The following is a 19,925-nucleotide window of genomic DNA, read 5'->3' on the forward strand; positions in this document are numbered from 1 at the left end:
CACCGCGGCATCGGGAGTCCAGGTCGTCGGACGGCTCGGCTTCGACGACGGCCTGCTCGGCATCGTCGTGGCCCTGGAGAACGCGGCCGGCTGACGACCGGCGCGCGGGGGTCGGAGAGGGCCGGGCGCACCGCGTCGACGTCGCGGAGCAGCCATTCGGCCGCCTCCTGGGTGATCCGCCTGGCCACCGGGTCGCCGGCGGCCGCGGCGGCGGCCACCACCGGGCCGAGCCGGCCCAGCGCGGCGGGCGGGCGGCCGTACACCTCCTTGATGATCGCCTGGGCGAGCTGCGGGTTCGGCGGCGTGCCCGGCGCCTCGGGATGCCCCGGTACCGCCGAGCCCCCGGGAGAACCCGGGGGCCCGGTGCCCTGCGGCGCCCCGGAGGGCTCGGGTATCAGCACGGCGGTGCCCGTGCCGCCTCCCGGATGGGAGGAGCCTCCGGCCGACAGCGAGGACGCCTGCGACAGGGCGGGGACGCCCGGAGCCGGCGCGGCGGCGCCGGCCAGCGCCAGCGCGCGCTGGTGGCGGGGCCGCCGCGCCGAGTCGATCTCCGCGACCACGGTGGGCCCGAGCAGCGCCCGCGGAACCGAGTCGGTGAGGAGTGTGGGGGAGCCGCGGCCGTCGTAGGCGGCGAGTGCCGCCCGGACCGCCTCCTTCCCCAGCCACACCGCCGAACCCTCGTCCCCGACGAGCCAGCCGTAGCCGTCAGCGCGCTGCACGATCGTGCCGTCGCTGATGACCGCCGCCCCGGCTCCCGTGCCGGAGAACACCACGATGCCCTTGGGCTGGCTGGTGCCGGCGGCGAACGCCACCGCGATGTCGGTCACCACGGCGGGCGAGCCGCGCAGGCCGACGGCCTGCCACGCCCGGCGCGCCGCCGCGACGGCGGCGGGCCGGCCGGCCGAGCCTGCCCCGGCGATCCCGAACACGCCGGTGAGGATGTGGGTTCGGTCCAGGTCCCCGAGCGCCTCCCGCAGGGCGGTGGTCAGCGCCCCCGCGGTGTCGCCTCCAGAGTTGGGGTTGGCCCCTGGGCCGGTGCCGGAACCGGCCAGGGCTCCCCCGAGCGTCAGTACGACACAGCGGGTCTTCGTGCCACCCGCGTCTATACCGACCACGTAAGGACCGGCCAAATGGGTCAACACATGGCGACCGTAGCCTTTTCTACCGTTGACGTGACATCCTGCCAGTAAGAAACTTTCTTCCATGAGGAAACCCATCGGCCCCGAGCCGGGGAGCACGGGGGAGCACGGTGCGCCCAGGGACGAGGTGGCGTCCAAGGACCCCACACCGCTGAGCACCGTGGTGCGGGTACGCTCGCTGCTGCCCTCGCTGCCCCCCGCCGAGCGACGTGTCGCTCAACGCGTCATCGACGACCCCGAAGCGGTCGCCAACTCCACCATCACCGAACTCGCCCAGACCTGCGGCACCTCCGAGACCACCGTCATCAGGTTCTGCCGGGCGATCGGGTTTCATGGTTATCCAGAGCTCCGACTGACCCTCGCCACCGAGGCGGGCCGTGCGCAGAGCGCCAGCGGCGGCCGGGTCATCGGCAGCGACATCAGCCCCGACGACTCCCTCGAGCAGATCGTGGAGAAGGTGACCTTCGCCGACGCGCGCGCCGTGGAGGAGACCGCCGCCCAGCTCGACATCAAGATGCTCGAGCAGGTCGTGGACGCGGTCGTCGCCGCGGACCGCGTCGACGTCTACGGCGTCGGCGCCAGCGCCTTCGTCGCCGCCGACTTCCAGCAGAAACTGCACCGGATCGGCATGGTCTGCTCGGCCTGGTCCGACGCCCACATCATGCTCACCAGCGCCGCGGTCCTGGGCAGCGGCAACGTCGCGATCGGGATCTCGCACACGGGCGCGACGGTGGAGACCATCGACGCGCTCGCGGTCGCCAAGGCCGGCGGGGTGCGGACCGTGGCGCTCACCAACTTCCCCAAGTCCCCGATAGCGGAGGTGGCCGACCTGATACTGACGACTGCGGCGCGGGAGACGACCTTCCGCTCCGGCGCCACCGCCAGCCGGCTGGCGCAGCTGACCGTGGTCGACTGCGTGTTCGTCGGCGTGGCGCAGCGCACCTTCGGGCCGACCCGCAAGGCCCTGGAAGCCACATACGAGGCGGTCCGCGGCCGGACCGTGCGACCCGACCGGAGGCGTCGGTGATCGATTGCGAGCTCCCCACCGAGGGCAGGAACCCCCGAACCCTCGACGTCGACACGCTGCCGACCCTGGAGGTGCTGCGCCTGATCAACTCTGAGGACGCGAGCGTTCCGCTGGTCGTCGCGTCCGTCCTGCCCGAGGTCGCCCGGCTGGTCGACCTCGCCGTCACCTCGCTGCGCGCGGGCGGGCGCGTCCACTACTTCGGCGCCGGCACGTCCGGGCGGCTCGCGGTGATCGACGCCGCCGAGCTGCCCCCGACGTTCGGCATCTGGGGACGGGTCGTCGCCCACCACGCCGGCGGCCCCGGCGCGCTCTCCCAGGCGATCTCCGACGTCGAGGACGACGTCGAGCTCGGCACCCGGGACGCGCGCGACGTCCAGCCCGGCGACATCGCCATCGGGATCGCGGCGAGCGGCCGCACCCCCTACGTGGTCGGCGCGCTGCGCGCGGCGGCCGCGACCGGGGCGCACACCGCGCTGATCAGCTGCAACCCGCACACCCCCTACGGCGACGAAGTGGAGGTGCACATCGGCCTGGCCACCGGACCCGAGGTGATCAGCGGTTCCACCCGGATGAAGGCCGGAACCGCGACCAAGCTGGTGCTCAACTCCTTCTCCACCACCCTCATGGTGCGGCTCGGCCGCACCTACTCCAACCTGATGGTCAGCGTGAACGCGCTGAACTCCAAGCTGCGCGCCAGGCTGGTGCGCATCCTCACCGAGGCGACCGGAATGGACGCGCGCACCTGCGAGAACGCGCTGACCGAGGCGGGCGGCAACACCCGCGTCGCGCTCGTCTCGCTGCTCGGCGAGGTGCCGGCCGCGCGCGCGACGATCGTCCTGGAGGAGAGCGACGGCGGCGTCAGGGAGGCGCTGCAGCGGCTGAGATCGGCCTGACCGGCCGGCGGGCGCGGTGACCGGGGGGCAGGACCGGTGACCGCCGCACCGGCCGGCGCGGACGCCGGCCGGACGGGGTTCCGTGATCATGCGATCGTCCCCGCACCGATTGCATGATCACGGACGGCGCCCGCCCGGTCGCGGCCGGGCCGGCGCCGCCCGTCCCCCGTCGAGGCCCTCGGGTAAAAACGTACGAACCGCGCGCCCGCGCTCCGGCACATTCGGCACGCAGGGACAAAAGGGCGTGGCAGGGTCTGTGAAACGCGTGTCTCGTCCGCCTTCGGTGGCGAGGCCGTCCGGTGTGATCGGGTGGCCCCGACCGAATGGAATTCGGTCATTCCACTGGAAATCGCCTACGATCAGTGCGTGACCGTCAAAGCAGTGATCACCGACTGGGGCGGCGTCCTCACCTCCCCGCTGGCCGAGGCGGTCGGCGCCTGGCTCGCCGCCGACCGGATCGACGCCGACCGCTACCGCACGGTGATGCGCGCCTGGGTGGACCAGGCGTACGACGGCGGCGGGCCGAACCCGATCCACGGACTGGAGGACGGCACCCTCGACCCCGCCGAGTTCGAGCGCCTCCTCGCCGCCGAGCTCCTCACCGTGGACGGCGGCCCGGTCCTCGCGGCCGGCCTCATCTCCCGCATGTTCGGCGCGTTCGCCCCGGTCGAGCCCATGTACGCCGCGCTGCGCACCGTCCGCTCCGGCGGCGCCCGCACGGCGCTGCTGTCCAACTCCTGGGGCAACGACTACCCCCGCGACCTGTTCGACGGCCACTTCGACGCCGTCGTCATCTCCGCCGAGGTCGGCATGCGCAAACCCGACGAGCGCATCTTCCGGCACGCGGTCGCCCTGCTCGGCCTCGCGCCCGCCGAATGCGTCTTCATCGACGACATCGAGCACAACGTCCGCGCCGCCGAGGACCTCGGCCTCCACGCCATCCTCCACACGGCGTCCGACACCACGATCGCCGAGCTGCGCGGGTTGGGTCTGCACCCCTGACCTTCTGGCAGACTGGCTGATCGTCATGCGCGTCTACCTGCCTTCCACGCTCGCGCTCCTCGCCGGCGTCCACGCCGCCCGGGAGATCGCCCCGGCGCCGCTCACCGCCTACGCGGTGACGCCCGCGCTGCGCGAGTGGTACGCGGGCGGCGACCTCGAGGAGCTGGAGTACGCGGCGATGACCGCCGCCGCCCGCGCGTCCCTCGGCCTCCTCGCCGCCGACCCGTCCGCCCCGCGCCGCCGCGTCGTGCTGGCCGCCGAGATCCCCGACCAGTCCGTCGCCCGCGTCCCCGATGACGAGCGCGCCCTGGTGGCCGTCTCTGAGCCCGTCCCCTGGAAGTGGATCGCCTCCGCGCACGTCGACGAGCTCGCGGCCGTCCCCGACGTCACCGCCGCGATCGCCGCCCTGCCCGCCGCCGAGGCCGGCGACGACGACGCCCTCTTCACCGTCGACGGCGCGGAGGGCCACGAACTCCTCTGGTACGCCACGCAGGAACTCCAAGACCTCCTCTGACCGCGCCCGGCTTCCTTACCGGCGCTCCCGCCCGGCCGCGCATCCCCCCGAGGTGGGCGGGTAGGCCCCGCACCACGGACAAGGCCGCCGGATGCGCAGGGAGCGACAGATGGACGCCGTCACGAACGTGCCCGTCCCGGTGAACGAGCCGGTCAAGGGGTACGCGCCGGGCAGCGGCGAGCGGGCCGCGCTCGAGGCGAAGATCAAGGAGATGGGCGCCGAGCAGACCGAGCTCACCATGACGATCGGGGGCGAGCGGCGCCTGGGCGCCGGTGCCCCCATCGACGTCGTCGAGCCCCACAACCGCGGGCATCTCCTCGGCCGGATGGGCGACGCCACCGCCGCCGACGTGGCCGAGGCCGTGGCCGCCGCGCACGCCGCCGCGCCCGGCTGGCGGGCCATGGCCCCCGACGACCGTGCCGCGATCTTCCTGCGCGCGGCCGAGCTGCTGGCGGGCCCGTGGCGGCCCGTCCTCAACGCCGCGACGATCCTCGGCCAGTCCAAGTCGGTGCAGCAGGCGGAGATCGACGCGGCCTGCGAGCTGATCGACTTCCTCCGGTTCAACGTCGCCTACGCCCGGCAGATCTACGAACGGCAGCCGAACTCCTCACCGGGCGTGTGGAACCGGATGGACCACCGCCCGCTGGAAGGGTTCGTCCTGGCCATCACCCCGTTCAACTTCACCGCCATCGCCGGGAACCTGCCGACCTCCCCGGCGCTGATGGGCAACGTCGTCGTGTGGAAGCCGTCCCCGACGCAGCAGCTCGCCGCCCACCACACGATGCGGCTCCTGGAGGCCGCCGGGCTTCCGCCCGGGGTGATCAACCTCGTCACCGGCGACGGCCGGGCCGTCTCGGAGGTGGCGCTGCGTCACCCCGACCTGGCCGGTCTCCACTTCACCGGGTCGCCGCCGACCTTCCAGCACCTGTGGCGGACGATCGGGGAGAACATCGCCGGATACCGGGGGTACCCGCGGATCGTCGGCGAGACCGGCGGGAAGGACTTCGTCATCGCGCACCCGTCCGCCGACCCCGCGGTCCTGAAGACCGCCCTGATCCGGGGCGCGTTCGAGTACCAGGGCCAGAAGTGCTCCGCCGCGTCCCGCGCCTACGTCCCGAGGTCCGTCTGGGCCGCGCTCCGCGACGACTTCTGCGACGAGGTCGAGGCGCTCACCATGGGCGACGTGGCCGGCGACCTGTCGCTCTTCATGGGCGCGGTGATCGACGAGCGGGCGTTCGCCAAGCACCGCGCCGCGCTCGACCGGGCCCGCGGCGTCGGCTCGCTGCGCCTGCTGGCCGGCGGCGAGCTGGACGACGCGCGGGGCTGGTTCGTCCGGCCGACCGTCCTGGAGTCCTCGGACCCCACCGACGAGATCTTCACCAGGGAGTACTTCGGGCCGATCCTCGGCGTCCACGTCTACGACGACCACGACTACGACGCCGTCCTGGCCCAGATGGAGTCCGTCAGCGAGTACGGGCTGACCGGCGCGGTCGTCGCCCGGGACCGTGCCGCGATCGCCGCCGCGACGGACGCCCTCCGCTTCGCGGCGGGCAACTTCTACATCAACGACAAGCCGACCGGCGCCGTCGTCGGCCAGCAGCCCTTCGGCGGCGCCCGCGCGTCCGGCACCAACGACAAGGCGGGCTCGATCCTCAACCTGCTGCGCTGGACGAGCACGCGCGCCATCAAGGAGACGTTCGTACCGCCCACCGACCACCGTTATCCGCACATGTCGTGACGGCGCGGCCGGGCCCGAGCCCTCCCGGCGTGCCCGGACCGGTTGCGGTGGTGTCCGTAAAGACCGACGATTGGTTCGCCTCCCCTGCCCGGGTGGGCCGGGCCGGTGCCGGGGACGGTGCCGCCGACGCCTTCGAGCGGTGCATGGGAACGGGATGTCGACGCTGAACCGCCTGGTGCTGTGGAACATCGATCAGACACTGGTCGACGTCGGGCGGGTCACCCGGGAGGCCTACGCCGAGGCCTTCCAGCGGACCGTCGGACGGCCGCTCGTGCGCCTCGCCCCGACCCCCGGCCGCACCGAATCGGAGATCATCTTCGAGACGCTGGCCTTCAACGACGTCGTCACCACCGACGACCACCTGCCCCAGTTCGTCTCCGCGCTCACCGAGGCGTTCGCGGCCCGGCGCGGCGACCTGCGCACCCATGGCCGCGTCCTGGCCGGAGCCCGCGAGGCCGTCGAAGCGCTCTCCCGCGTCCCCGGCCTCGTCCAGTCCGTGCTGACCGGGTCGGTGCAGCCCAACGCGGTGCTGAAGGTGACCGAACTCGGGCTCGCCGCCCACCTCGACCTGGAATCCGGCGGCTACGAGAACGGCGTCTACAGCAAGGCCGCCCTCCTTGAGGTCGCCCGCGCGCGCGCCGGCGAACGCCACGGCGCCCGCTACCCCGAGGCGGCGACCGTCTACATCGCCGACTCCCCGCGGGACGTGCAGGCCGCCCGCATCGCCGGATCCCCGATCATCGCGGTCGCCACCGGCAGCGCCACCGAGGCCGAACTCCGCGCGGCGGGCGCCGACCGCGTCCTGGCGACCCTCGCCGACACCGACGCCGTGGTGAGCGTCGCCGCCGAGCTCACCCGCCTCTGACTCCCGCTCCCCACGAGCGATCCCGCAGGTCAGACGACCCGCGGCCGGCCCGCCTGGACGCCGGACCGGCTTTCGGCGAGTGTGGGCGGGGAGGACTGTCAGAGGGCGTGATGTGTGGCCGGACGAGGTTGTGGATCAGGCGGTTTCGGCGTGAAGTGAGATGGCCCGCACACGGGCCGGGCGCCGAGACCAGGGAAGTTGCGCCCGGCGCGCGGCGGGTCCGATATTGGGGAAGATCGCGCGATGGGGCGCGGTGGGAAGGAGAGAGATGTCCCGTGACCATGAGGTATCCGAGGGCGCGGCGCTGTGGGAGCCCTCGGAGGAGGTCGTCGCGAACGCCCGCGTGACCCACTTCATCCACTGGTTGGCGGAGCGGGGCGTCCACACCGAGACCTATGACGACCTCTGGCGCTGGTCCGTCACGGAGGTCGACGCCTTCTGGGACGCGATCTGGGCCTACTTCGAGGTCGTCGGCGAACGGGGCGACGGACCCGTCCGGACGGGCGGCGCCATGCCGGTGGACGGGCTCCGCTGGTTCCCGGGGGCCACACTGAACTACGCGGCGAACGCCCTGCGGCGGGCGGCGGAGACCCCGGACGAGACGGCCGTGGTCTTCCGGTCGGAGGCAGGGGGACACCGGGTCCTGTCCTACCGCGAACTGGCCCTGCACGTGGCCGAGGTACGAGCGGGCCTTGCGGACCTGGGCGTCGGCAAGGGCGACCGGGTCGTCGCGTACGTGCCGAACATCCCCGAAGCGCTCATCTGTTTCCTGGCGACGGCCTCACTTGGCGCGATCTGGTCCTCCTGTTCCCCCGACTTCGGCTCCTCCTCGGTGATCGACCGGTTCGCGCAGATCGACCCCAAGGTCTTCATCGCGGTGGACGGCTACGCCTACAACGGCAAGCGGTTCGACCGGCGGAAAGTCGTCGCCGAGATCGAGGCCGAGCTGCCGAGCCTGGCCGCCACGGTCCTCATCCCCTACCTCGACCCCGCCGCGACGCCGGAAGGGTTGCGCGTAGGCAAGCACTACGGCGACCTCCCGCGCCGGGACCACGACACCCTGGAGTTCGAAGAGGTCCCCTTCGACCATCCCTTGTGGGTGGTGTACTCCTCGGGGACGACGGGCCTGCCCAAGCCGATCGTCCATGGGCACGGCGGTGTCGTCCTAGAACACCTCAAGGCATTGTCGTTCCACCAGGATCTCGGCCAAGAAGACGTCTTCTTCTGGTTCACCACCACCGGCTGGATGATGTGGAACTACCTCATGGGCGGTCTGCTCGTGGGGTCGACCATCGTCATGTACGACGGCGCTCCACTCGACCTATGGACCCTGGCCGCCGAGAACGGCGTCACGTACATGGGAGTGGGCGCGCCCTACATCACGGCGTCCGCGAAGGAAGGACGCCGCCCAGGACACGACCACGACCTCTCCCGGTTGCGCGGCATCGGCTCGACCGGGTCACCGCTCCCACCCGAGGGATTCGCCTGGGTCTACGAGGCGGTCAGCAGCGATCTGCTACTGGGCTCGTTCTCCGGCGGCACCGACCTCTGCACGGGATTCGTCGGGCCGTCGCCGCTCCTCCCACTCCGCGCGGGCGTCATCCAGTGCCGTGGCCTGGGCGCCAAGGTCGAGGCCTACGGCGACGACGGCGCACCGATCGTGGACGAGGTCGGCGAACTCGTCATCACCGAGCCCATGCCGTCCATGCCCGTCAGTTTCTGGGACGACGAGAAGGACGAGCGGTACCGCGAGTCCTACTTCGACATGTACCCGGGCGTGTGGCGGCACGGAGACTGGATCAAAGTGCTGCCGGACGGCGGCTGCGTCATCTACGGCCGTTCCGACTCCACCCTCAACCGCGGCGGCGTCCGCATGGGCACGTCCGACTTCTACCGTGTGGTCGAGGCGTTCGACGAAATCAGCGACAGCCTCGTCATCGACACCGGCCGCCTAGGGGAAGAGGGACGCCTCCTCCTGTACGTCCAGATCGCCCCAGGCGCCTCCCTGGACGATGACCTGGTGACGTCCCTGAAGCGCGAGATCCGCTCCGCCCTATCCCCCCGCCACGTCCCGGACGAGATCCACGCGGTACCGGGCATCCCGCGGACACTGTCGGGCAAGAAGCTGGAAGTCCCCGTCCGGAAGATCCTCCAGGGCACCCCCGTGGACAAGGCCGCCAACCGCGACTCAATGGCCAACCCAGAGGTCCTCCAACACTTCACCCCCTAACCCCCGAGCCACTCCACCCGACCGACCTAGCCCCCATGCCCGTCCACGAGCCCTCCCGGTACCGGAGGCCCCACTTCCTCCGGTCCACCACGCCAAAATGCCGCGCCGAAAGCGGCGTACACCCCCCGAACTGCTACCCCAGCGCATCCTCCACCCAATGGCCGCCCGGGAGGTCCTCCAGTCCCTCACCCACAATGGCGGACCACCCACGACCCGCACACGCCAAGCTGTAGCCCCGCAAATAGAAGCGGCGTAAGCACCCACCCCGAGCCGCTCCGCCAGGACGGCTTCGGCCCCGTGGCTGTCCTGGAGGCCCTCTGATCCTTCACCCGTAGCGGCGGATCATTTTCGGGCCGCGTAGGTCAGGATGTCACTGCGGCGGTAGAAGCGGCGTAGGCGTCCGCCCCCGAGTTGCTCCACCCGGGCGGGTTCGGGCCATCCGGCGGGTGGGCGCTTCGGGTAGACCGTGACGCTGGTCTGGGCGAGGCCGAGGATGCGGGCCGCCTCCGCGAGGGTGACAAGGTCCTCCGCGTCCTCTTCGGGGGGACGCTCCTGATGTGCGGAGTACCAGGCCGTCCATTCCGCTTCGTCCCAGTAGAGGGCCTTGCCGACCTGATGGGCGACATCGGGGTGACCGTTCGCGGTGCGTTCGGCCCAGAGCCGCTTCAGGTGGTGCCGGGTGAGGCCGTGCCGCGCGGCGAGCTCGTCCCGGGTGACGAGACCGGCCGGGACGGCGGATCCGCGCGCGGCGTACCAGCGGTCCCAGGCGTCGGCGTCCCAGGTGAGCTGGGAGCCGACGGTCCCCGCGGGCTCGGGGTGCCCGTTGCGCTCCCGCTCGCGGAACCACTTCTCCAGGGTGCTGCGGCCGAGCCCGTAGGCGTCCATCAAGTCGGCGCGGGTATAGACGCGGCGGCCGTCGAGTGTGGTCACCGGCACAGTCTCGCCCATGCCGAGCCGTGGCCGTTCGGTATCGCGGCACGGGTCGCGGCACTAGGGTGGTGGCTCGACCAAAAGCGTCCGATGGGATGCGGAGGGTCAGACCGCGTCGTTCGGCCGCCGAGGCCGGTGAACTTTCCCCAGGTTTGGGGCGTCAAATTAGTGGAACGCTGGCCTGCGTCCATCCGGGCCGTGGTCCGCTCGGTCCGTCGATTTGGAGAGGGACGGTTCCACGCATGGAGGTTGCGGCGCTGCGTTCCGGGGACCCGGAGCGGCTTGGCCCGTACGCCCTGATCGGCCGGGTGGGGGAGGGCGGGCAGGGCGCCGTCTTCCTCGGCGAGGCCGACGGCGGCCGGAAGGTCGCGATCAAGCTGCTGCACGCCGAACTGACCTCCGACGACAAGGCGCGCGCCCGGTTCATCCGGGAACTGGAGGTCGCCAAGCAAGTCGCGCCGTTCTGCACGGCGCAGGTCATCGACGCCGACGCGGACGGCGACCGGCCCTACATCGTCAGCGAGTACGTCCCCGGGCCCTCGCTCAACCAGCAGGTCACCAAGAACGGCCCGCTCGCCGGAGCGGCCCTCGACCGCCTCGCGGTCGGTACCGCCACGGCGCTCGCGGCGATCCACCAGGCGAAGATCATCCACCGCGACTTCAAGCCGCACAACGTGCTGATCGGGCCGGACGGCCCGCGCGTCATCGACTTCGGCGTGGCACGTGCCATCAGCGGGTCGACCACGCTCACCAGCCGCGTCATCGGTACCCCCTCCTACATGGCGCCGGAGCAGATCCGCGGCGAGGAGATCGGCACCGCGGCGGACGTGTTCTGCTGGGCCGCCACCCTGGTGTTCGCGGCCACCGGCGAGCCGCCGTTCGGCCAGGACACCATTCCCGCCGTCATCAACCGCATCCTGCACGAGTCGCCCGATCTCGGTGGTCTCGACGGCGCCCTCGGCGACCTCGTCGCCGACTGCCTGGACAAGGACCCGGCCCGCCGTCCGCACGCCCGCCAGGTCCTGATGCGGCTGCTCGGCCACGAGGACGCCGCCCCGGCCGCCGAGAGCGCCCGCCCGTCCGGCGACACGGACGAGACGGCGATTCTCGCCGCCGGCAGCGTCCTGGCCGCCGAGATCGGCGCCGCCGAGGCCGCGGCGCCCGCCGCCTTCGCCGAGACCGCGGCGCCGGCCGCCTTCGCCGAGGCCGCGCCGGACGCAACCCAGTCCCAGCTCCAGCCGGAGCGCCTGCCCACCCCGGCCGAGTGGGCCGCCGGGAACACCCTGCCCCGCGACCCCGCCCGCCCCGCCGGTTCAGGACGTCGGCGCTCGTTCGCCGGGCCGGGCCGCTCGGCCGTGCTGGCGGGCGCCGCCGCGCTCGTCCTGGCGATCGTGGTGGTCTCCGCCGTGCTCGCCCTCGGCTCGAACGACAAGGGCAAGGCCAGCCGCAAGGTCAGCGACCCCAGCGCCTCGCCCGTGGTGACCGGCGTCTCACCGACGAGGTCCGGCCCGAGGACCCCCCAGCCGGTCGAGCAGCAGCCCGAACCGACCTACAGCGCGTCCGCGCCCGTGTCCGAGTCCCCGACGGAGACCCCGAGCACGTCCAGCAGCCCGACCCCGATCCCCTCGACGACGGCCCCGACGCCCGCACAGACCTCGCCGAGCCCCGACCCGGAGCCGACCACCACCAAGCCCACCGACCCGGGAACCAGCACCGCCCAGCCGCCCAAAGGCACCGGCACCGACGGTGCCCCCGCCAACTGACCGACCCCACAAACCCCGAGTACACCGAGCGCCCTTCGGCCCTCCCCACCCAGGCCGTACCTCAGAAGTTGATCACGGTGCGTCCGTCACTTCAGGACGATCTTGATCGTCGGGGCCGTGGTGACCTGACCGATGCGCAGTGGTCGTTGTCGGTAGCTGCCCCGCTCGATGCGGGTGACACGGTCTGCAGCGAGGAACGCCGCCGCCCCGGTCACGGAGGCAGCGCAGGTTGCGCCCTTGATCGGGCAGCACCTCGGTGTAGGTCATCGGGAGTGGCTGTAGATGGCCGTGTGGATGTGGTCGTAGCGGTCACGGGCGGTCTCGCTGCGGCCGGCCTTGCACCCGTCGGCCGCCGCCGTCGGGAATCCGGCCGATTGACAACCAGGGAAATCATCTCGCCGGGCGTGCCATGCCCCTAGCGGCGGTTGTTCCGTGGATGCGCGAATCTGCTGCCGGTAGCCAGGGCGCAGGCGGCCGGAGCACAGGCGGCCGAGACCAGGGCGCCTTGGTGACGGAGGATCCGGGGACTAGGACTGCGGTCGCGGGCAACGACGATCGGGCCTGGCGCGTGGCGGGTGGCGCGCGCCCGGCACGCGCTGCTCGGCGCGGCTCGGCGTCTGGGCCGGTGGCCGGGGCGCAGGCGGCCGGGGCGGGGACGCCTTGGTGATGCAGGTTCCGGGGACTAGGACTGCGGTCACGGCAACGACGATCGGGCCGGGCGCGTGGCGGGTGGCGCGCGGCCGGCGCGCGCTGCTCGGCGCGGCTCGGCGTCTGGGCCGGTGGCCGGGGCCAGGGCGCCTTGGTGACGCAGGATCCAGGGACCAGGACTGCGGTCACGGGCAACGACGATCAGGCCCGGCGCGTAGCTTGCGGCGCGCGGCTGGCACGCGTTGCCCGGCCTGGCCCGGCGTCTGGGACGGGGACGAGCCACGCCGCTGTGTCCTTTGACCTGCCCGTCCCAGGCCGGATGGCAGTGGCTTCCCAGCTACCGGTTCGCGTTGCTCGCCGCCGAGGGCGCACGGGCGTGGTTTGTGGTGACGTGGCACGCGTCGCGGCCGGGAGTGCTGCCTTCTGGGGACGTGAGAACGGGGTGCGCGGGAAGGGTGGCCGCGTCCCGTTGTGCGTCTTGGTGTTTGCGGATGGGCTGCGGGTGACGGTGTAGCGGCAGCGGGACGCGCTATGGCCAAAGCGCGCACCTGCTTGTGAAGAGTCGTGGGGCGGTCTGTGGCGGAGTTGCCACTCGCCGCTGGCGCGCGCTCTTTGCTGTGGGGTTCGAGAGGTGGGCATGCGGTCGGGATGGCTGTGGTCTGTCTGGGCTGCCTGGGGGTTGTGGCGGTTTTGTGGGGCGGGGCATGGCTGTGTCTGCGGCTGGGGCGCGCTGTCTTGTTGTGGGTGCGAGAGGGGGGCATGTGGTCGGGGTTGCTGCGGCCTTAATGCTGGGGCCTACGGAGTGCTTGTGGGTAGGGACATGGCCGTGCTGGGGGCGCGGCGGTGGGTGGAGCGCGCTGCTGTCTGTGGGGGCTTGGGCGCGGGTGGCGGTGGCGGTGGCGGTGGTCGTGGCCGGGGGGTGCGCGGTCAGGGGGCTGCGTTCTGTCATACGTGTTGGTGTTTGTGGATGGGCTGCGGTCAGGGCGTGGCGGCGGTAGGGGGCGGCTGCGGGTGAGGCGTGCTGCCCGGTGTGGGGTCCGAGAGGAGAGCATGCGGTCGGGATTGCTGCGGTCGTGATTCTGGGCGGGCTTGCCGGGCGGGATGTGGTCGTGTCTGTAGCCCGAGCGCGCTGCTTGTTGTGGGCTCGAGAGGAAGGGCGTGCGGTCAGGGTGGCGCGGCCTTTCCGCGATGGCGGGGCTTTGGATGGCTCGCTGGGGGAGGGGCGGCTGCGGTGGGGCGTGGCTGTGGTGGGACGCGGCTGTGACCGGAGGGTGTTGTTGCTTCTTGGTGCCGGGGCGGGTGGTGCCGGGGCGGGTGGTGAGGGGGCAGCGGTTTTTCGGTGGGATGTGCTGCCGGGGAGGGGGACCGAGGGACGGTGACGGGTCGGGAGGCTTTCTGGGGCGGGCTGGTGGGGGTGGACGGTCCGTGGGAGATGGCTCGGGGCGCCCTTGGTTGTCCGGTGGAAGGGCTTATGGGGGGCAGGTGGAGCCCTGGGTGTGGGGGGCAGTGCACGGGCGCCTGTGCGCGGTTGAAAGGGCCTGAGGTGGGCTGTGCTTGAAGGGCTATGTAGTGGCTCTTGGTTGGTGGTCGTTGTGCCGTGGGCGGGAGTGTGGGCGGTGTGGTGGGGCTCTGGAGTGAAGTTCGGTCCTTGAGGTCGGTGAGGTGTTGACGGGGGGCTTCTGGTGTGTGGCGGTTGGTGGGGATGGGGTGCTTGATCGTCCGGGGCGTTCCCCTTGGGGGTCTGTGGGAAGGCGCGGGCGGTTGTGGGGGGCGGGCGTAGTGAGTGGGGGCGGTGTCTTCCTCGGGCTCGCGTGTGTTGTTTTGAGATCTTGATCCGAGTGTGCGGGGGCTTGTTGTCCGGTGGGGTTTTGGGTAGGGGGAGTGGTTCCTTTTAGGGGTTTGAGGCGGTGTGGAGGTGGGGGTCCAGTGGGTTCGCCGAGAGGGCGGGAGAGGGCCGGAGCGCCGGTGGGGACGGGGTTGCGTGGACTTCGGCGATCGGTGGGCGGTGGTGCCGTTGGGGCTGGCAGGGTGGGCAAAGCCACGTTCACCTCGCGGCCGGGCAGGTCGGCTTTGGGGGAATTCCTGGCTACGCTGGCGCAGTGAGCGGCGCCACAACGAGGTGGCGAATTGTCTCTAGGGGAGAGTTGATGGGCGGCAAGCTCGATCAGGCCAAGGATGATCTGCTCCGGCGGGCGGCTGAGACATGTGCCCAGCGCCCCGGAAACCGGAGCGGGGATCTGGAGGAGGCCGTCGCCTACCTCCGTCTCTACTACCGTCATGTTGCGCCCGAGGATCTGCTCGCCAGGGATCCGGCGGACATCTGCGGGCCCGCGATGGCGCACCGGCTCCTCGGCGAGGAGCGGCCGCAGGGCCGGGCGAAGGTGCGGGTGTTCACGCCGTCGCTGGAGGAGTACGGCTGGGACCCCGGGCACACCGTCGTCCAGGTCGTCACCGACGACATGCCGTTCCTCGTCGACTCGGTGACGATGGAGCTGAACCGCTACCAGTTGACCACGCACCTGATCGTCCATCCGCTGCTCGGTGTCGACCGCGACGTCGCGGGGCATCTGCGCGGGTTCCGCGGCAAGCAGGACAGCGTCACGGACATCGACGAGTCGTGGATCCACATCGAAGTGGACCGGACGAGCGACCGTGAGCGGCTCGACGCGCTGGAGAAGGACCTGCTCCGCGTCCTGCAGGACGTGCGGGTCGCCGTCGAGGACGAGCCGAAGATGCGCGCGCGGGCCGGGGAGATCGCCGCGGCGATCTCGGCCACCGCGCCGCCGCTGCCGGCCAAGGAGCTCGCCGAGGGCGTCGAGCTGCTGAACTGGCTGGCGGACGGGCACTTCACGTTCCTGGGGTACCGGGACTACACGCTGACCGAGGGCGGGAGCGTCCTGCGACCCGAGCCGGGGACCGGGCTGGGGATCCTGCGCAACGACAAGCGGGAGTCCGACAGCTTCGCCGCGCTGCCGCCGGAGGTCCGGGAGAAGGCCACCGAGAAGCGTCTGCTGGTGCTCACCAAGGCGAACTCGCGCTCCACCGTGCACCGGCCGCTCTACCTCGACTACATCGGGGTGAAGAAGTTCGACGAGGCCGGTGAGGTCATCGGCGAGCGGCGGTTCCTCGGCCTGTTCACGCACGTCGCCTACAGCGAGTCGATCGCGCACATCCCCGTCCTCAAGCGCAAGCTCGAGGAGGTGCTCGAGGAGGGCGGGTTCGCGCCCGACAGCTACGACGGCCAGGACCTCATCGAGATCCTGGAGAGCTACCCGCGCGACGAGCTGTTCCAGATCTCGGTGGACGACCTGCTGCCGATCTCCCTCGGGGTGCTGCGGCTGCGCGAGCGCCGTCAGCTGAAGCTGTTCCTGCGCAAGGACCTGTACGGGCGCTTCATGTCGTGCATGGTCTACCTGCCGCGCGACCGCTACACCACCAAGGTGCGGCTGCGCATCCAGGAGATCCTGCGGACGGTGTTCGAAGGCGTCAGCGTCGACTACAGCGCCAACGTGACCGAGTCGATGCTGGCCCGGCTGCACGTGGTGGTGCGCGGGGAGCGGGGCCGCCCGCTGCCCGACGTGGACGTGGACGAGCTGGAGTCGCGGCTGACCGTCGCGACGCGGTCCTGGGGCGACGATCTGAGCGACGCGATCGTCGAGCAGTGCGGCGAGGAACGTTCCGGGACACTGTCCCGGCGGTACGGCGACGCGTTCCCGGAGGGGTACAAGGCCGACTTCCCGGCCCGGACCGCGGTCGCCGACCTGCGCCGTCTCGACGTCCTCACCGACGAGGACGACACCTCCATCAACCTCTACGAGCCCTATGGCGCCGAGCCGGGCGAGCGGCGGCTGAAGATCTACCGGCTGGGCGAGCCGATCTCGCTGTCGCGGGTCCTGCCACTGCTGCAGAACATGGGCGTCGAGGTCGTCGACGAGCGGCCGTATGAGATCAACACCGGCGAGGGCCGGCGGTTCTGGATCTACGACCTGGGACTGCGGTACGTCCCGCCCGCGGACGTGCCGGAGGAGGCCGTCAAGGGCCTGTTCCAAGAGGCGTTCATCGCCCTGTGGCGAGGCCGGATCGAGAACGACGGCTTCAACGCGCTGGTGCTGCACGTCGGGCTGAACTGGTGGCAGGCGATGATCCTGCGCGCCTACGCCCTGTACCTGCGGCAGGCCGGCACGACGTTCTCCAAGCGCTACATCGAGCAGGTGCTGCTGCGCAACGCGCAGATCACCCGGCTGCTCATCAGGCTCTGGGAGAGCCGCCTCGACCCGGCGCTGGCCGGAGGCGAGGAGGAGCGCAGCCTCGGCATCACCGAGGAACTGCAGGGCAAGCTGGACGAGGTCGCCAGCCTCGACGAGGACCGCATCCTGCGGGCCTACCTGTCGATGGTGCAGGCGACGCTGCGCACGAACCACTACCAGCGCAAGCCGTACCTCTCGATGAAGTTCGATCCCGAGCGCATCCCGGACCTGCCGCAGCCGCGCCCCAAGTACGAGATCTTCGTGTACTCGCCGAAGGTCGAGGGCGTGCACCTGAGGTTCGGGTCGGTGGCGCGCGGGGGGCTCCGCTGGTCGGACCGCCGCGAGGACTTCCGCACCGAGATCCTCGGCCTGGTCAAGGCGCAGGCGGTGAAGAACACCGTCATCGTCCCGGCCGGGGCGAAGGGCGGCTTCGTCGGCAAGCAGCTGCCCGACCCCGCGGCCGACCGCGAGGCTTTCATGCAGGCGGGGATCGCCTGCTACAAGGACTTCATCTCCGGCCTGCTCGACGTCACCGACAACCTCGTGGACGGCAAGGTCGTCCCGCCGCCGAACGTCGTGCGGCACGACGGCGACGACACCTACCTGGTGGTCGCCGCAGACAAGGGCACCGCGACGTTCTCCGACATCGCCAACGGTGTCGCCGCCGAGTACGGGTTCTGGCTGGGCGACGCGTTCGCGTCCGGTGGGTCCGTCGGCTACGACCACAAGGCCATGGGGATCACGGCCCGTGGCGCCTGGGAGTCGGTCAAGTACCACTTCCGCTCCCTCGGCAAGGACATCCAGAGCGAGGACTTCACCGTCGTCGGGATCGGCGACATGTCCGGTGACGTGTTCGGCAACGGGATGCTTCTGTCGGAGCACATCAGGCTGGTCGCCGCGTTCGACCACCGGCACATCTTCCTCGACCCCGATCCCGACCCGGCGCGCTCGTTCGCCGAACGTCGCCGCATGTTCGAGCTGCCGCGCAGTTCGTGGGCCGACTACGACACCGCGCTGATCTCCAAGGGCGGCGGGATCTTCCCCCGCACCGCCAAGTCGATCAAGCTGAGCCCGCAGATCAGGGCGGCCCTCGGCATCGACGACCGGGTCAAGGCGATGACACCGTTCGAGCTCATCCACGCGGCTCTGAAGGCGCCGGTGGACCTGCTGTGGAACGGCGGCATCGGCACCTACGTCAAGTCGTCGATCGAGAACAACGCCGACGTCGGCGACAAGGCGAACGACCCCGTCCGGGTGAACGGCGACGAACTGCGCTGCAAGGTGGTCGGCGAGGGCGGCAACCTCGGCCTCACCCAGCTCGGCCGCATCGAGTTCGCCCGTGAGGGCGGCCTGCGCGGCGGGAGCGCGCTGGTCAACACCGACTTCATCGACAACTCCGCGGGCGTCGACACCTCCGACCACGAGGTGAACATCAAGATCCTGCTCGACCAGGTGGTCCGCGACGGGGAGCTGACCCGCAAGCAGCGCGACGGCCTGCTATACGAGATGACCGACGAGGTCGGCGGGCTCGTCCTGCGCGACAACTACGCGCAGAACGCCGTGCTGGCCGCGTCGCGGGCGCAGGCGCCCGCGATGCTGCACGTCCACGGCCGCTACCTGCGCAAGCTGGAGCGGGACGGGCGGCTGAAGCGCGAGCTGGAGTTCCTGCCCGACGACAAGGCCCTCGCCGAACGCCGGCAGTCGGGCCTGGGGCTCACCAGCCCCGAGTTCTCCGTGCTGCTCGCCTACGCCAAGCTCGCGCTGGACCACGAGATCGTCGCCTCCGACCTCGCCGACGACCGGTACCTGGAGTCGTGGCTGGTCGAGTACTTCCCGACCGCGCTGCGCGAGCGGTTCCGGGACTATATGGACCGGCACCCGCTGCGCCGGGAGATCATCACGACGGCGGTGGTGAACGACCTGGTCAACAACTCGGGCTCCACGTTCGTGTTCCGGATGAACGAGGAGACGGGCGCGTCGTCGCCGGACATCGCCCGCGCCTACCTGGTCGCGCGCAAGGTCTTCGAGATGCCGCGCTTCTGGGCGTCGGTCGAGGCGCTCTCGCACCAGGTCGATGAGTCCACGCAGGTCGCGATGCTGCTGGAGGCGCGCAAGCTCACCGAGCGCGGCGCCCGCTGGCTGCTGCACAACCGGCGCCCGCCCTTCGACATCAGCGAGACGATCGACTTCTTCGCGGGCGGCGCCGCGACGCTCAGCGCGCTGCTGCCGAAGGTGCTGGTGGGGCTGGACCTCACCGCGTTCGAGCAGCGCCGCGACGGGTTCGCCGAGCGGGGCGTCCCCGACGAACTGGCCGAGCAGTGCGCGATGCTCGTCACCGCCTACTCCACGTTCGACCTGGTGAGCATCGCCCAGGACACGGGCCGGCCGGTGGAGGAGGTCGCCGAGGTGTACTTCGACCTGGCCGACCGCCTCCAGCTGGCGCGGCTGCGCGAGCGGATCATCACGCTGCCGCGCGACGACCGGTGGAGGTCGATGGCGCGCTCGGCGCTGCGCGACGACCTCTACGCCGCGCACGCGGCCCTCACCCGGGACGTCCTGGTCACGAGCGAGCCGGGAGCCGACCCCGTGACCCGCCTGCGGCACTGGGTGGAGAAGAACCGGAGCGCGGTGCTGCGGGCCCAGCAGACGCTCAGCGAGATCTGGGAGAGCGACAGCTTCGACCTCGCGACGCTGTCGGTGGCCCTCGGCTCGATCCGCACCCTGGTCACCGCCAGTTCGCTGCCCTCCACCGAAGCCTGAACCGACCGTTCTCCACGGCCGGACGTCGTCCCCCCGGCGTCCGGCCGGCCTTCCCGAAACCCGCATCACGGCACCTCCCGTTCGATGCCCCCATGCTCGACCCCGCCGCCGCGCGCCGGGAGTAGAACGACGTTCTGTGGATAACTCGACGAGGGTCGGCGCCGCAGGG

Annotated in this window: 12 protein-coding genes; 9 read left to right on the forward strand and 3 right to left on the reverse strand. The window is 71.4% G+C overall.

The features are described from left to right. On the reverse strand, window positions 1–1,115 hold a 1,115-nt coding region (locus tag E1291_RS05005), incomplete at its 3' end, for an N-acetylglucosamine kinase (protein WP_131736353.1). An 88-nt stretch (window positions 1,116–1,203) separates the two neighbouring features. Between E1291_RS05005 and E1291_RS05010 the strand changes: the two genes are divergently transcribed. The 7 genes from E1291_RS05010 (at window position 1,204) to E1291_RS05040 (ending at window position 9,408) form a co-directional block, all read left to right on the forward strand. After that, complete coding sequence (locus tag E1291_RS05010; RefSeq protein WP_242613953.1) at window positions 1,204–2,166, forward strand: MurR/RpiR family transcriptional regulator; 963 nt, start codon at window positions 1,204–1,206, stop codon at window positions 2,164–2,166. Further along, entirely contained in the window at window positions 2,163–3,059 is an 897-nt protein-coding gene (locus E1291_RS05015; protein ID WP_131736354.1) for an N-acetylmuramic acid 6-phosphate etherase, read from the forward strand. Before E1291_RS05010 ends, E1291_RS05015 begins: the two co-directional genes overlap by 4 nt. A gap of 366 nt (window positions 3,060–3,425) precedes the next feature. After that, window positions 3,426–4,061 carry an HAD family hydrolase gene (locus E1291_RS05020; RefSeq protein WP_242613954.1) on the forward strand — a complete coding sequence of 212 codons (636 nt, stop codon included), beginning with the start codon at window positions 3,426–3,428 and terminating at the stop codon, window positions 4,059–4,061. Window positions 4,062–4,086: 25 nt separating this feature from the next. Next, window positions 4,087–4,575: a DUF6912 family protein gene (locus E1291_RS05025; RefSeq protein WP_131736355.1), complete on the forward strand. Its 489-nt coding sequence runs from the start codon at window positions 4,087–4,089 to the stop codon at window positions 4,573–4,575. 109 nt (window positions 4,576–4,684) lie between these two features. Next, window positions 4,685–6,313 carry an L-glutamate gamma-semialdehyde dehydrogenase gene (pruA, locus tag E1291_RS05030; protein WP_131736356.1) on the forward strand — a complete coding sequence of 543 codons (1,629 nt, stop codon included), beginning with the start codon at window positions 4,685–4,687 and terminating at the stop codon, window positions 6,311–6,313. A gap of 154 nt (window positions 6,314–6,467) precedes the next feature. After that, on the forward strand, window positions 6,468–7,178 hold the full coding sequence (locus E1291_RS05035) for an HAD family hydrolase (protein ID WP_131736357.1): 711 nt from the start codon (window positions 6,468–6,470) through the stop codon (window positions 7,176–7,178). Between the two features lie 268 nt (window positions 7,179–7,446). Beyond that, window positions 7,447–9,408, forward strand: coding sequence for an acetoacetate--CoA ligase (locus E1291_RS05040; RefSeq protein ID WP_131736358.1), 1,962 nt, complete (start codon window positions 7,447–7,449; stop codon window positions 9,406–9,408). A 342-nt stretch (window positions 9,409–9,750) separates the two neighbouring features. Here the strand turns inward: E1291_RS05040 and E1291_RS05045 are convergent, their stop codons facing one another. Then, the gene (locus tag E1291_RS05045) at window positions 9,751–10,338 is read right to left on the reverse strand and encodes a hypothetical protein (protein WP_242613955.1); all 588 of its coding nucleotides are present in this window, start codon (window positions 10,336–10,338) and stop codon (window positions 9,751–9,753) included. 242 nt (window positions 10,339–10,580) lie between these two features. Between E1291_RS05045 and E1291_RS05050 the strand changes: the two genes are divergently transcribed. Next, window positions 10,581–12,101: a serine/threonine-protein kinase gene (locus E1291_RS05050; protein ID WP_131736362.1), complete on the forward strand. Its 1,521-nt coding sequence runs from the start codon at window positions 10,581–10,583 to the stop codon at window positions 12,099–12,101. Window positions 12,102–12,187: 86 nt separating this feature from the next. Here E1291_RS05050 and E1291_RS44515 read toward each other — a convergent pair whose 3' ends face one another. Further along, window positions 12,188–12,316 carry a hypothetical protein gene (locus E1291_RS44515; RefSeq protein ID WP_278045229.1) on the reverse strand — a complete coding sequence of 43 codons (129 nt, stop codon included), beginning with the start codon at window positions 12,314–12,316 and terminating at the stop codon, window positions 12,188–12,190. A 2,580-nt stretch (window positions 12,317–14,896) separates the two neighbouring features. Between E1291_RS44515 and E1291_RS05055 the strand changes: the two genes are divergently transcribed. Continuing rightward, window positions 14,897–19,756: an NAD-glutamate dehydrogenase gene (locus E1291_RS05055; RefSeq protein WP_131736364.1), complete on the forward strand. Its 4,860-nt coding sequence runs from the start codon at window positions 14,897–14,899 to the stop codon at window positions 19,754–19,756. Window positions 19,757–19,925 lie beyond the last annotated feature (169 nt).

Source organism: Actinomadura roseirufa, from assembly GCF_900659635.1.
In the GTDB taxonomy this organism is placed as follows: domain Bacteria; phylum Actinomycetota; class Actinomycetes; order Streptosporangiales; family Streptosporangiaceae; genus Spirillospora; species Spirillospora roseirufa.

Coding starts and splice junctions, on each gene's coding strand:
- E1291_RS05010 (WP_242613953.1), top strand. CDS start 1,204: ATGAGGAAACCCATCGGCCCCGAGCCGGGGAGCACGGGGGAGCACGGT.
- E1291_RS05025 (WP_131736355.1), top strand. CDS start 4,087: ATGCGCGTCTACCTGCCTTCCACGCTCGCGCTCCTCGCCGGCGTCCAC.
- pruA (WP_131736356.1), top strand. CDS start 4,685: ATGGACGCCGTCACGAACGTGCCCGTCCCGGTGAACGAGCCGGTCAAG.
- E1291_RS05035 (WP_131736357.1), top strand. CDS start 6,468: ATGTCGACGCTGAACCGCCTGGTGCTGTGGAACATCGATCAGACACTG.
- E1291_RS05040 (WP_131736358.1), top strand. CDS start 7,447: ATGTCCCGTGACCATGAGGTATCCGAGGGCGCGGCGCTGTGGGAGCCC.
- E1291_RS05050 (WP_131736362.1), top strand. CDS start 10,581: ATGGAGGTTGCGGCGCTGCGTTCCGGGGACCCGGAGCGGCTTGGCCCG.
- E1291_RS05055 (WP_131736364.1), top strand. CDS start 14,897: ATGGGCGGCAAGCTCGATCAGGCCAAGGATGATCTGCTCCGGCGGGCG.